Annotated in this window: 13 protein-coding genes and 1 pseudogene; 11 read left to right on the forward strand and 3 right to left on the reverse strand. The window is 52.9% G+C overall.

Features of this window, described 5'->3' with window-relative positions; genetic code table 11:
- Positions 1–144: 144 nt before the first annotated feature.
- Entirely contained in the window at positions 145–834 is a 690-nt protein-coding gene (locus DW029_RS04430) for a hypothetical protein (protein WP_118345388.1), read from the reverse strand.
- A 195-nt stretch (positions 835–1,029) separates the two neighbouring features.
- On the opposite strand from DW029_RS04430, the gene DW029_RS04435 reads away from it, so the two are divergent.
- The 3 genes from DW029_RS04435 to DW029_RS04445 all read left to right on the forward strand — a co-directional run bounded on the left by DW029_RS04435 (position 1,030) and on the right by DW029_RS04445 (position 4,297).
- A complete protein-coding gene (locus tag DW029_RS04435; RefSeq protein ID WP_118345389.1) occupies positions 1,030–1,680 on the forward strand; it encodes an Abi family protein in 651 nt (216 codons plus the stop codon).
- 1,225 nt (positions 1,681–2,905) lie between these two features.
- Positions 2,906–3,202, forward strand: coding sequence for a type II toxin-antitoxin system RelE/ParE family toxin (locus DW029_RS04440; protein WP_118345390.1), 297 nt, complete (start codon positions 2,906–2,908; stop codon positions 3,200–3,202).
- A 42-nt stretch (positions 3,203–3,244) separates the two neighbouring features.
- A complete protein-coding gene (locus DW029_RS04445; RefSeq protein WP_118345391.1) occupies positions 3,245–4,297 on the forward strand; it encodes a helix-turn-helix domain-containing protein in 1,053 nt (350 codons plus the stop codon).
- 283 nt (positions 4,298–4,580) lie between these two features.
- On the opposite strand, the gene DW029_RS11860 is transcribed toward DW029_RS04445, so the two are convergent.
- Positions 4,581–4,751: a helix-turn-helix transcriptional regulator gene (locus DW029_RS11860; RefSeq protein WP_273700594.1), complete on the reverse strand. Its 171-nt coding sequence runs from the start codon at positions 4,749–4,751 to the stop codon at positions 4,581–4,583.
- 58 nt (positions 4,752–4,809) lie between these two features.
- Positions 4,810–5,925: pseudogene (locus tag DW029_RS04450) on the reverse strand (IS110 family transposase); the annotation flags it as partial.
- Positions 5,926–6,349: 424 nt separating this feature from the next.
- Here DW029_RS04450 and DW029_RS04455 point away from each other — a divergent pair.
- From DW029_RS04455 to DW029_RS04490, 8 genes are all read left to right on the forward strand, one after another.
- Positions 6,350–7,831 (forward strand): AAA family ATPase, encoded by a 1,482-nt coding sequence (locus DW029_RS04455; protein WP_158572612.1) that lies wholly within the window; start codon positions 6,350–6,352, stop codon positions 7,829–7,831.
- Positions 7,831–8,577: a hypothetical protein gene (locus DW029_RS04460; RefSeq protein ID WP_118345394.1), complete on the forward strand. Its 747-nt coding sequence runs from the start codon at positions 7,831–7,833 to the stop codon at positions 8,575–8,577. The genes DW029_RS04455 and DW029_RS04460 overlap by 1 nt, the downstream gene beginning before the upstream one ends.
- A gap of 105 nt (positions 8,578–8,682) precedes the next feature.
- Entirely contained in the window at positions 8,683–9,054 is a 372-nt protein-coding gene (locus DW029_RS04465) for a type VI secretion system contractile sheath large subunit (protein ID WP_147351872.1), read from the forward strand.
- Positions 9,055–9,314: 260 nt separating this feature from the next.
- The gene (locus DW029_RS04470; protein ID WP_118345396.1) at positions 9,315–10,019 is read left to right on the forward strand and encodes a hypothetical protein; all 705 of its coding nucleotides are present in this window, start codon (positions 9,315–9,317) and stop codon (positions 10,017–10,019) included.
- A 168-nt stretch (positions 10,020–10,187) separates the two neighbouring features.
- Complete coding sequence (locus tag DW029_RS04475; protein WP_118345397.1) at positions 10,188–10,595, forward strand: hypothetical protein; 408 nt, start codon at positions 10,188–10,190, stop codon at positions 10,593–10,595.
- A gap of 40 nt (positions 10,596–10,635) precedes the next feature.
- Complete coding sequence (locus tag DW029_RS04480) at positions 10,636–11,028, forward strand: helix-turn-helix transcriptional regulator (RefSeq protein WP_055251172.1); 393 nt, start codon at positions 10,636–10,638, stop codon at positions 11,026–11,028.
- The gene (locus DW029_RS04485) at positions 11,025–11,474 is read left to right on the forward strand and encodes a hypothetical protein (RefSeq protein WP_055251170.1); all 450 of its coding nucleotides are present in this window, start codon (positions 11,025–11,027) and stop codon (positions 11,472–11,474) included. The genes DW029_RS04480 and DW029_RS04485 overlap by 4 nt, the downstream gene beginning before the upstream one ends.
- Before the next feature lie 230 nt (positions 11,475–11,704).
- The gene (locus tag DW029_RS04490; protein WP_233539337.1) at positions 11,705–12,676 is read left to right on the forward strand and encodes a LacI family DNA-binding transcriptional regulator; all 972 of its coding nucleotides are present in this window, start codon (positions 11,705–11,707) and stop codon (positions 12,674–12,676) included.
- The last annotated feature ends 37 nt before the right edge of the window (positions 12,677–12,713 follow it).

The following is a 12,713-nucleotide window of genomic DNA, read 5'->3' on the forward strand; positions in this document are numbered from 1 at the left end:
CGGCGGACCATGTCGGGGCCGGCTCCATCACCCGTTTCCTAGACTGTCAAAAAAGATATATGCCGAAATGCGCAGAAGCATCTAAAAGATGTTCAAAATGCAGTTACGGCTGAGCGTAGATCAATTCGCCAGAGAAGATCACACTTATGTTGCGAAGTCCTTCTTTCTTAGTCGGCCGAGATATCGATCGAGTTCGTATAAAGCGTCAATGTAGATTTGGGCTGAGTTGCGGATATCGCACATATCCAGGCAACATCTTTCAAAATGTAGCTTGCCTTTTTCTGTTTGAGTACGGCGGCAGGTCATTAGTGCAATTTCGTTGTCCTCGACACTGTCGGTTTCTTCGAATCCTTTTGGTGTGATGCGATAGATTACTCTGCCTGGATATGAGTCGAGAAGGCTTTTCCGTCGCATATCAATACAAATTCGTCCTTCTGGACCAAAGCCGTATTCTTCATGCCTCGTCGAATTTAAGGGGTGTGCAATTACGATTGAGCGAACCGCCTCAAGATAATTTCGCGCCTCTGTGAGCTCATTCTGTCTTGAGAACTCGAATTTGGTTCTAATTTCTTCTTTCAAGCAGGTGCAATTAATCTGCCAGTATGCATCTTTAATCCAAGTGGCAAGTGCTACCAGAAATACAGTGTCCTTAATGTTGAGAGAAAATCCGTCTTTGATGGCAGCATTGAAGTCCTGAATGCTGTAGTTGGCCTTAAGAATAAGATCAGACATTAATTCATAGTGATCTAGGTCTTTCCAAGGCCACTTCTTCCAAATGCCGCCTCTGCCTTCGCCCAGACCGTCCGTTGTTTTTAGAGGTTCGATTGATTGCACGTTGTTCCTGTCTACTTGAGTTCCGCTCGGGCTCCTCCTCGTTGTACGTTGTTAATTATCATATTGACTCGACGGCAAAGCGATGGGTTGGGTCACATTTTCGTTTTGCTTTAATCGCTCACATTTGCACCCTTTTGCTTCATTGGCTTTGCGCGGTACTAATGAACTCATCCTTATTTTGAGAACGGAGATCTGATGACCGACGCTAATAGAAAGCCGTGGCTTACGGCGTCTGAGCAGATTGACCATCTCAAATCGAGAGGTGTCCATTTCTCGTTGATGAGTGAAGACGATGCCAGAGCATATCTGGAGAAGAACAGCAATTATTTTCGTCTGCGGGCTTATCGGCTCGGGTTTCCTAAAGTCGAGGAAGGAGTTCGTAAAGGGGAGTATGCAAATCTAGATTTCAAGATGTTGGTCGACTTATCGATCGTTGACATGCTCCTTCGCTATGAAATGTTGCCGCTTACGCTCGATGTAGAGCATTTCGCAAAGGTCAAGCTCTTAAAGCGAATCGAGATGGAGGGGGAGGACGGTTATGCGGTCGTGTCAGAGTTCATTTCCTCCTACGATGGCGTGAAACCCGATGGAACGCCGTACTATTCGCTCAAGAACGAGATTCTTAGATGTAAGAACAGCCCCTACACTGGTGGGCTGATTGCCAAGTATGCTGATTTCGACTTCCCCGCGTGGGCGTTTGTCGAAGTCGTTTCCTTTGGCTCTTTTCTCTATTTTTACAAGTTCTGTGCCAAAAGGTTCAATGACCGCGAGATGCTTAAGGAGTTCTATATTCTTCAAGCCGTCAAGTCATTAAGAAATGCTGCGCTCACAATAGCTGTATTTTGAATAACCTGCGTGCTGATAGACCGCAATTTAAGCCAAGCTACGTTGTAACGCGGGAGTTGTCGACCATAGCTGGCATCGGTCTCGAGCAGCGTAAGTCAAAGATGAGCAATGACCGTATGCAGCAGCTTGTCACTACGTTATATGCGCACCGGGAACTTGCTTCACAAGGCGTTTCCGAACATCGAGCAAAGAGCCTGGCTGTGTTTGTTCAAAGAATGAATAGGCATGTCGATTACTATCGGGGCAATCTTCAGGTGTCTACTGGATTTGACTTTCTCACGAAGGTGATTAGTGCGTGGTTTCCGGTGAACGTTGATTAGCGATGAATCTGTGGTGAGTCATGGCGCAACGCCCTGGATGCCAAAGATGAGCTAAACTAACTTTACAACAAAAAACAGAAGCCTTTCTTTGGCTGAAGTTTTGCAAGGGGGTTCCTTCCTAATGGAGGGCATCCCCTATTTTTATGGCGTCTCGACTTGGCAGCCTTCACTCATGGGCAGCCTGTAGACAAACAATTGCCTTTGACTAAAATAAAGTCAATTACGGTGGAAGCCTTCGGGCGACACCTGAAGAGGGTTGATGCGTCGGCCCTCTTTTTGTTTGGATGTAAGATTCGGCCTGTCAAAACTTACATCTCAATTGAGAGAAGGCGAAATTGCTTGTGGTTTTCTGCTCGCACGTAACTTTACTGACGCGTTGTTGCTCGGCCTTAATTCGCTAGGGTTCCTCGGTAAAGGATTGGCTGGGATTGGACTTTTCCTTAAAGCACCAACCGTGAAGAGGCCTTGCGACGGTACGTCCGGCTTGGTCCGCGGGGACCGCCGAAAGGCGGTTTTTGCGTTTAAGGGACTGTTTCCAAAGGGTATTTGTCACGTTTTCGCTTTGGGACAGTGGGTTTTTATCGCCGTTTTCGGAAGTACGGGAAAACCGGAAACCTCCGAGCGCAACCCGATTTTTACCAACAGAACCGCAGGGCACAAGTGCAAGACTGCTGTCTGGTCGACAGATCTCGGTTTTTCACCGCACTTCCGGAAGCGTTTGTTTCCGGCATGCGGCAAGCTTTGGAACCCCTGAGCGCAACGGTTTTTCGCATACAAGAACCGCAGGTAGATGCACTGTGTCATTCCGGTGTGATTGGCCTCCTTTTCCTGCTGATATTGTTCTTGTTTTACTTAGCTGCTATAGTAGTTTTACCGCAGGGGTAAAACTTTGGTAGGAGGTGGTTATGCAGGTCAACTATAAGAACCATCAAATCGAAAAGATCTGCACAAACGCTTCTGTTGCTGCCAAAAGATTCGATAAGCGTACTGTGGGGCTTATCCAACAACGTGTAGATGAGATTCATGCCGCTGATTCCGTTGAGATGCTCGTCCAGTTTGGGATCGGGCGATGTCATCCACTTGTTGGTGACCGTAAAGGGCAATTTGCAATGGACTTGGTACATCCCCAGCGATTGGTATTTGAAGTCATTAGGGATGAGATTCAGATAGCGGAAATTCAAGAAATCGTTGACTACCACTAGCATGAGGTTTGAAACAGAAGAATGCTTAAGAGGTGAGAGATCATGGCAAGGAGTAAGACTTATATCGCAACACCACCAGGGGCTACTATAAAGGAGCAGCTTGAGTATCGCGGTATGAGCCAGCGCGAGTTTGCTAGGCGCATGGATTACTCTGAGAAGTTCATAAGTCAGCTTATAAATGGACAAGTTGAGCTTACTCCAAATACTGCACATAGGCTCGAGATGGTGCTGGGCGTTCCCTCAGCGTTTTGGATGAATCTTGAGGCGCGCTATCGTGAGAAGTTGCTACAGGTCGAGGATGAAAATTCCATCGATGAGGATAAGCAGATAGCCAGGAAGTTTCCTTATGCGCAAATGGCCAAACTGGGATGGGTTGAGCCGACGCGCTCCGTCGCTGTTAAAGTGGTCGAGCTTAGAAAATTTTTCGAGGTGGTTAAGCTTAGCTTATTGAGTGAAAATCGCCTTGCTCCGGGAATCGCCTATCGTCGCCAGAAGGAAACCGCTGAATCCGAATATGCACTCTTGGCGTGGGCTCAGAAGGCTAAGATAGATGCGCGAGAGATAAAGACCGGCAAGATCAATGTCGGCAAGCTTGAGGAGTGTATTCCCAAGCTCAGAGAGCTTACGACTATGGATCCTGCAGCTTTTCAGCCGCTCCTTGTGTCTATGTTGGCTGAATGTGGGATTGCGATCGTCTTTTTGCCCCATCTTGAGCACACGTTTCTCAATGGTGCAACTTTCTATGACGGATCAAAGATTGTTCTCGCGCTTACGCTGCGTGGGGCCGATGCCGATAAGTTCTGGTTCAGCCTCTTCCATGAATTGGCGCATGTTATTTATGGGCACATTGGACGGATCGCTGGCACTACCGAAGAGGAGGAGCGCAAGGCGGATGCTTTCGCGCGTGATACTTTGATTCCGCCAGAGGCATATGCTCAGCTCGTTGCTGGAAGCAAGACACGTAGCTCCGTCGCGTCTTTTGCCAATGAGATGCGGATTGCCCCAGGAATTGTTGTGGGTCGTTTACAAAAAGACGGTTATCTGCCATATAGCCAGTTGAATAGCCTCAAGGTTAGGTATCTGTTTGCAGTTTAGAATCGCATCTCTGAGAATCAAAGTTGCTTGACGTTACGGTAAGATGCTCTCGGTGACGCAGTCGCCGTGGACTCTACGTGAGACGGAGACAAAGAAGGGTCGTTGTTCGGTTTTCCGGCAACGGCCCTTTGACGTATCCGCGACAACTGGATGTTGTCGCGGAAGCCGTTTTTTTACAAGAAAACATGATACAGGGCCTCGTTTTCCGGAAGTGTGGGGAAAAATCGAAAACCGCCGAGCACAACCCGATTTTTTGTAACAAAACCGACGCTCCTATAAGTTGTCAAGAGGCAGTTTGCGGGAGCGCTCTCTCCAATTCGCACAGGAGCTCGTAATACCTCCTCTCCAGTTTCGTCGACCGCCGTTTCCCCCGTTCCAAGTGCCCGAGTGTGGCTGCGGACAGGCCGAGCTCCGCGGCGGCTTTCTTCTGAGTCACCCGCATCGCCTTGCGCATCTTCGCGAGCTCGGGGCCTTCCGGCGCGGCGCCGTCGGGGGTTCGGGTCCATGAGCACGTGGTACACCTCCCGCGCTATGTAGCGCTTCAGGCAGCGGACCGCCTCCCGCCGGGACTTCCCCTCGGAGGTCCGCCTCGCCACGTACCTCCTCGTCCTCTCGTCGTACGCCATGCGCTTGATCGCGATCTCGTAGAGCGCCCAGTTCGCCTGCCGGTTGCCGCCGCGGTTGAGCCTGTGCCGGTCCGTCTTCCCGCTCGACGCGGGGATCGGGGAGGCGCCGCACATCATCGAGAACGCCGCCTCGCCCCTCAGCCTGCCGGGGTTGTCGCCGGCGGCCACGACCAGGGCGGCGGCGGTCGTGGTGCCGCAGCCCTCGACGCCGAGCAGCGCGGGCGCGTTCGCCTCCAGCAGCGCGCGGATGCGCTCGTCGAGGGACTCGACCTGGCTGCGGGCCTCCTTCCAGACCGCCGCGACGGACCGCAGCGAGGCCAGCACGCTCTCCTCGAGCGCGTCGCCCGCCTTCCTCCCGCGCGCGAGCAGCGGCATGAGGTCCTTCGGCCGCTCGCGGCCCCTGAACCGCTCCCTCAGGGCGCTCGGGGCCGTCGTGAGCATCGACTTCGCGCAGGCCACGCAGGACGTGGACGTCGCGACGGCCAGCCTGCGCGCGACGTAGAGCTGGCGCACCGCCTCGACCCAGCCGTCCTGCGACTTCGGCACGGAGCAGCCCTTCCCGGACGCCGCCTTGCGCGCCGCGCGCTCGGCGTCCAGCGGGTCGCTCTTCCCCTCGCCGGGCCTCACCTTGTCCCTCTTGGGCCTGAGCACCTCGACGACGTTGTACCCGAGCTCCACGAGCCTCCTCGTCAGCCCGGCCCCGTACGATGCCGTGCCCTCGACGCCGACGACCATGCAGCTCCCCGGGTCGCCTATCGCCTCCGCCAGCCTGTCGTAGCCCTCGGGGTCGGCCCCGAAGCTCCCGCTCCAGATCTTCCTCCCGAGGCCGTCGAGCAGGCACAGAACATGCACGTCCTTGTGCGTGTCGACGCCCGCGATGACCGTTTCGCCTTCCATTTTCGCCCCCCTCGGTCTGCCGCCTGCTCCGCGCCCGGGTCTCCCAGACATTGCACTGACGGGAGCGCTACAATCCAATTGGCTTGTCCGATTGTCCGCGCTCATGCTCCTATTAGGTCATGGCAGGACTCCGGGACGCGGATGCCGGGGCGAGACAGGTCGGATTTGAGGACGGCCGAAGAGGCGTCAGCAGGTCAGTGGGTCATCGTCCCGGCATTCAGCATCAGGGTAGCGCTGCGACGCGGAAATCGCGCGCCGTTGCCGCGCCCCGCAGTGCCCGCTTCCCCCGAGAACAATTATCAGTGCAGGTAGATGCGTTGGCGCTACTTGGCGTGGTCGACCTGTCCTGATTTTGCCGCATACTTCTGGTTTTAGCCATCGTTGCGGTCGATCGACTGTCAAAACAATTCGATTGACAAGGCTTTCGAGGTTAATTATTTCTAGATTTCGGAATAATTTATAACTAATTCGCAAAAATCTATCGATATCTAGTATGATTATCAGTAACTTCCAAGCTAGGAGACTGCTGATGGTTCGTATTGTTCAGATCGCGTTGCATGATTTTAAGAATATTGCCTTTGGCGAGATTGCCTTTACGAAATCGAAGCCCGGCTCTGCGTTTGTGCCCGGGGCGGACGTTATAGGCATTTATGGTCAAAATGGCTCCGGCAAGACTTCTGTAATTGAGGCGATTGACCTGGTCAAAACCCTGATGACGGGTGCCGCATATGACAGACAGAAAGTCCTCGACTACTTTTATCCTGGCAAAGACTCTTTTTCAATAGACATTGAGTTTAACATTGATACCACGGATGAATCATTTCTTACGTTCTACACCGTCACTTTTTCGCGTAGAGCAGCCTCTGTCTGGATTTCGCACGAAAAAATGGCTGTAAAACAATTTAATGTCGATAAAGACAAATGGGGGCCTAAGAGGACTCTCATAGAGCTTGTTCAAGAGGCACCCGAGTCTGCCGCGGCGGTTCTGCCCAGAAATCGCTGGTCCCATCTTTTGAACGCGAATCAGCAGCTCAAGATGTCAATGCTTGTCTCGTTGGGTGTTCTTCAGCGGGGCAACATGTCTCCCATGCTTTCCATACAGACTGTCAAATATCTGATTTCGCTTTATGCCTGCGATTTCAATCTTTATTTGCAGGAGGAACCTCCGGAGCAATTGCAGATTAATGAGGCTATGTACAAGCTGCAATCGGCTTCTTTCAAGAGTGCCCATCAAGAGATTCTCACTCCGCTTTATTGTCTACTCGCCGAGCTTGGGTTTTATTTCCGTTACCGAGTCAATGTGTTTACGACGTTGGCAAATGCAACTTGCAGCTTAAACGTGCTATCGATGGATATTATCGATGATCGCGTGTTTGGGCAGAAGGGCCATCTTTCTGTCAATCTTTTTAAGCCCGCTGTTATAAAGGATGATGATTTCCCAGCCGTTTCGTCTGCGATTAAGCGTGTGAGCGAATTGATCGGTACGCTTGTACCGGGCCTTTCCATCGAGGTTAAAGTTGTCGGCTCTCAGCTTCTTGATAAGGGCGATTCACCCGCTAAGCAAGTCGAGTTTCTTTCTTGCCGCAATGGGGTCGAGATTCCACTGCGCTGTGAATCTGAGGGCGTAAGAAAACTCATTTCTTTCTCGCTGTGCCTTATGGAAGTCCATTCGTACTCCGACGCATTCCTTGCAATTGATGAGCTCGACTCGGGCGTATTCGAATTCCTCTTGGGGCAGCTTCTTTCCGTGCTTGAGTCGTTTGGCAAGGGCCAGCTCTTGTTTACTGCCCACAACCTACGTGTTCTTGAATTGCTGCCGGCATCGGAGATTCTTCTGACCACTGCAGATCCTGATAATAGGTTTGTTCGCTTTAAGGGCGTTAAGCCCACCAATAACATGCGTGATCAGTACTTGCGCGCGATTAGCCTTGGCGATAGCGGACAGCGTTTGTACGATTCTACGGACAGGTACTCGATCGATGCCGCGCTCTGCTTGGATGGAGACGAGTAATGGGTGCTACCAAGTTCGTTCTCTTTATCGTCGAAGGTGAAACTGATGAGCTCGCATTGGGCCGTGCTCTTACAAGTTTGTTTGCAAGCGGGGAACATCCTGGTCCTCGTTTTGGGATTGTGCGCGGCGACATCACATCGGTACATGCTCTCGGTGCGGGAAATCCCGCTTCGACTATTAAGAAGCGGCTGGTTGATGCTGTAAAGGAATTTCTCGCTAAGGACAAGCTACGTGTCACCGATTTAGACGCCATTGTGCTGCTGTCCGATACCGATGGTGCATTTATCGATGATTCGCTGGTTGTCTTTGATGCAGATGAGCCTCGTTGTCCCTATTTTGAAGATAGTATCGAAACGTCGAGCGTCGCCTCGCTGCGCCAGAGAAATCAATGTAAATCTTCGTGTCTTAAGACGTTATCTAGGACGCATGAGCTGACCTGTAATAAAAGGAAGATTCCTTTTAAAGCTGCATATATGTCACGCAACCTTGAGCATGCTTTGTCCGATTATTCAGGTAGGGCAACGCAGCAGAAAAAGTATGATCTGGCGCGCAAGTTTTCTAAAAAATACGGTACGGACGTTATTGGTTTCTTGGAGCTCCTCGCGCTCCTTGCTCCTGTCGGCTCATATCAGGATAGCTGGGTTTATGTCGCGCGGGACAATAACTCTCTTTTGAGGGGTTCCAACATGAAGCAGACGCTCGAGGCTTTGCCCTCTAGTCCAATCAAAGCTGTCTCCTCCCTCTAAAGATGTTCTTAAAACAGCCTTAAGGATTTTGGACATATGCGTTGGCAGCGTACAATACGCGTGTTTGACTTTGGCAAAAGTAAGAATTTTGGGGAGGGGAACGCCATGGAGGTGCTGGTTGTTGGCAACACCGCATATGTTGACAATGACTTTTGCGCCAAGGCATTCCCCGGGGACCACGTTAAGGTTGTAGCCGCCAAGGATGCGCACCGCGATGAGTCGTCGCCTCATGCCTCGTGGAAAGAGCTGCTTCAGCACTTGGAGCAGGCCTACGAGTTCGACCGCGTGGTCTACCTGTCTAATTACCTTACCCCGCATACCGATACCGTGGGCGATATCGAGCTGCTGCGTTCGGTCTTTCGTACGTGCGCGGGTCGCCGGGTCCAACTGCTGTATGTAGCGGGGCCCGCGGGCGCCGAGGGTGCCGCCGATGCCGCGGGGCGAACGGGCAAGGGCGCCTCTATTGGCTTTCCGTAGGGATTGGGGCGGTCATGTCAGTCGTTTTGTCCAGTCATCATCGTCATCAGATTCTGTTTGCTGCTGTGGCCTGCCTATGCGTTTTGCTGGGCGGGTCTTCTTAGGCCGCGGGTGCGGATAGCCTCACCATCGCGGGCCAGACCTATGACGAGCCGGGTGTCTCGGGCCCCGGCTGGGCCTGGATTGATGCTGACCATCTGCAGCTTAATGGCTACGCGGGCGAGGCCATTGGCGCGGAAGGCGATCTGGCGGTAACGCTGGTGGGCCAAAACGTTCTGGACGAGGCGCAGGCCGAGGATGCGGACATGTGCACGAGCGGTCTTGAGGTGTGGGGCAACCTTACGCTTTGCGGCACGGGCTCGTTGCGCGCGACGGGTTCGCAGTGCGGCGTCTTTACACTGGGCGCGCTGGTAATCGACGGATGTTCGGTCGAAGCTTGGGCAGACGGCAAGGGCATGAACGATGCCTCGGTAGCCGGCGTGCGCGGGGCTACCGTTACCGTGCGGGGTGGCGCGCATGTCGTTGCTGCTAGCAGTGGATCGGGCGATGACTGCCGCTTCTTTGGCGTGTACGCCTCCGATGGCCAGTTTGCCGTGGACGCTTCTTGGGTGGGTGCGACCGGCGCCAGCGGGGGTGTTGCCTGCGAGAGCGGCTCACTTACGTCCGCGCAGTTTATGGCGCCGGCGGGCGGGGCCTTTGGTGCCGCCTGCGTGATGGACGCCAGCGGGGCCGTAGCGCAGCATGTGGTAATTGAACCCACAAGCGCCCAGCCGCCTGCGGGGGAGACCCAGCCTGGTACCGATGAACCCACTGGCGGTAATCCCGCGGGCGACACGAAGCCTGGCAGCGAAGAAAAGCCTGGCGATGAGACCAAGTCCGGCGACGGTGACTGGGCGGTTGCGTGCCTTGCCTTCGTCTATCTTGGTATGTTGTTGGTCACCATAAAAGTTTGGGCACTTCGCTGAGGGCCTTATTTGCCAATGTAGTTTCTGCCGCTTCTTTCCTACATTTCTCTGAGTCAATAATGCAGATTGCTTGAACTCGGCTTGGGGCTTGCCATGTATTTGAATTTGGCTAAACTTAACCTATAAGTTAACCACATTTGGTTTTATCTGAGGCGGAGGGGGTGGCCTTTGGTTAGTGACTATGAACTTGTCGAATATGCTGATCCCGAGGGACGACCTTTTTGGGAACTAACCACCTCCCCTGAGAACTCTCAATTTCAGAAGATGATGTCTGATCCTAAAACGAAGTTTACCGCCCGTAAAATGATCAATCAGATTTCAAAAGTCTATGACTACGGGCTAAAGGATGTCAGTGGAACGTCAAAGCTTCGATGTATCGATCCTAAGATTGGACTATACGAACTCAAGGGTTTTGATGGGGTTAATCGAGAAATGGTCTACGCGATTTGCCAAGGCGTGGACAAGATTGTTTTGCTTTTTTGGTTTAAGGGCCATCAAGGCTCGGGAAATATTTCCAAAGAAATTAAACGCGCAAAACAGTTGGCCCCGATAGCAAAGCAGCTTTTGGAGTCATAGCGTCGGCTTTTTTTGCCCGCTTACGAAACGGAGACTTGTAATGGTTAAGGTCGATTTATCAGACTTTTACGCGGAAACGGAAACGAGCGAAACCCGTGCCTATGAGCACGCACTAGATATTGAGTTTATTGTTCATCGCGAGATGCAGCGCTCGGGCTTGAGTAAAAGTGAGCTGGCAAAGCGTATGGGCGTGAGTCTTCAGTCGCTTTCGAAATTGTTGAATTCTCAGCCCAACATGACGCTGAAAACAATCGCAAAGTTTGAGCTTGCGTTGGGTATCAAAATCATTCCTCAGGTCATTTCCAGTTATTCGAATGAGGCGCCGTTTTCTTCGTCTAATAATTCTGTCCGAGAACAATGGTCTTCATTTAACAGCGACTGCTCGGCGAAACGATTGAACTTTGAGATGATTCCGGGAGGTTTGGCTGCATGAGCAAGGATTTCATTGCGCCTATTCAGGTTGTTCATTTGTTTGTTGTCGACTCAACTTTTCATATCGAGAATGAGCCCTCCCAGAATATGGATTTAAAAGTTGACGTTAGCTATCAGGACGTCCATCTATTGAGGAACAAGGCGGGCGAGCGTGCAGACTTAAAGCTGTATGTGTGTGGCAGTCTGATTGATAGGGACGATGCAAAGGAAAAAATGCGCGCTGATGTGACGGTTGCCATTTCGGTGTCAACAAAAATGCCGTTCGACATTTCAGACGATGAAGCGCGCCGTTATCTTCTCTCTAATGCGATTTCCATGGCGTATGGTCACGCTAAGAGCTATCTGATGGTCGTTACTGGTCTTTCGCCCATGGGGGCTTTGACGCTGCCGGCAATTCTTCCTTCGGAATTGGCAGCGGACAGCGATGCGTCTTTCCAAAGTGAGTAAGTTGTTCTCGAGTTGGATTTTGCCTGCCGCTGTGTGCAAATGTAACGGGGTGCCGAATCGGTAGTTTGACTGATTCGGCATTTATATTTCGAAGTTTCTAGTTGAAGCCCTGCGATGCCCGTGCTGCGACAGCTAAATTGACCGTGACGTCCCGTCTTGCGACACGCATGTAGCTCCGCACGGGTATTATGGTGAAAGCGATTTCAACGACAGGGGTACTCGTGGTAAAGATGAAAGATGTGGCCGAGCTGGCCGGCGTTTCGAGCGCCGCCGTCTCGCGCTACCTCAACGGTGGCTACATATCGACGGACAAGGCCGAGCGCATTAAGCAGGCGATTGAGCTGACAGGATACGTGCGGTCCAGCCAGGCTCGCGCGCTGCGCACCGGTTCCACCAAGCTCATCGGCGTCATCGTACCTAAGATTAACTCGGAATCCGTGAGCCGCATTACCGCCGGCATTGGCCAGGTGCTCGGTCGCCGTGGCTACCAGATGCTGCTTGCCAATACCGACAACGCGGCCGATCGCGAGCTCGAATACCTCGATTTATTCCAAAACCACCCGGTTGATGGCATTGTGCTGGTGGCAACCATGATTACCGACGAGCATCGCCGGGCGATTGAGTCGTGCCGCGTGCCCATCGTGCTGATCGGTCAGAATGTTGAGGGCGCGGCGTGCGTCTATCACGACGATTACGAGGCCGCCTTTGAGCTGGGTCATGCGCTTGCGGGTCGCGTGGATGGCAAGATTGCCTACATTGGAGTTACCGAGGAGGACCGCGCTGCTGGCTATGACCGCCGTCGCGGTTTTGAGGCTGGCTTGCGCGCCGCAGGCGTGGCGCTTGATCCGAGCCTGATTCGCCAGGGGTCTTTTACGCTCGACTCGGGCTATGGTGCGGCGCGTGAACTGCTTTCCGTCGCTCCCGATGTTTCGTTTATCGCCTGCGCGACCGACACCATGGCGGCGGGTGCGCTGCGTGCCATCGATGAGGTTCGCGGCGTGGGCGAGGGCATGCACCGCGTAAGCGGTTTTGGTGACAACGCGTTTTTGCGCGCGCTGACGGGCGGCATTCCCACCGTGCACTATGGCTACCTGACCAGTGGCGTCGAGGCGACCAATATGTTGCTCAACACGCTCGATGGCGTGGAGGGGGAGAGCGGTCTCAAGACGCTCAAGCTCGGCCATCAGCTTATGAATGTCTAGGTTTTGGGCACGTCTGTCTGCCTCTGAGTCGCCTGTT

This window comes from Collinsella sp. AF38-3AC, assembly GCF_003474365.1.
GTDB lineage: Bacteria > Actinomycetota > Coriobacteriia > Coriobacteriales > Coriobacteriaceae > Collinsella.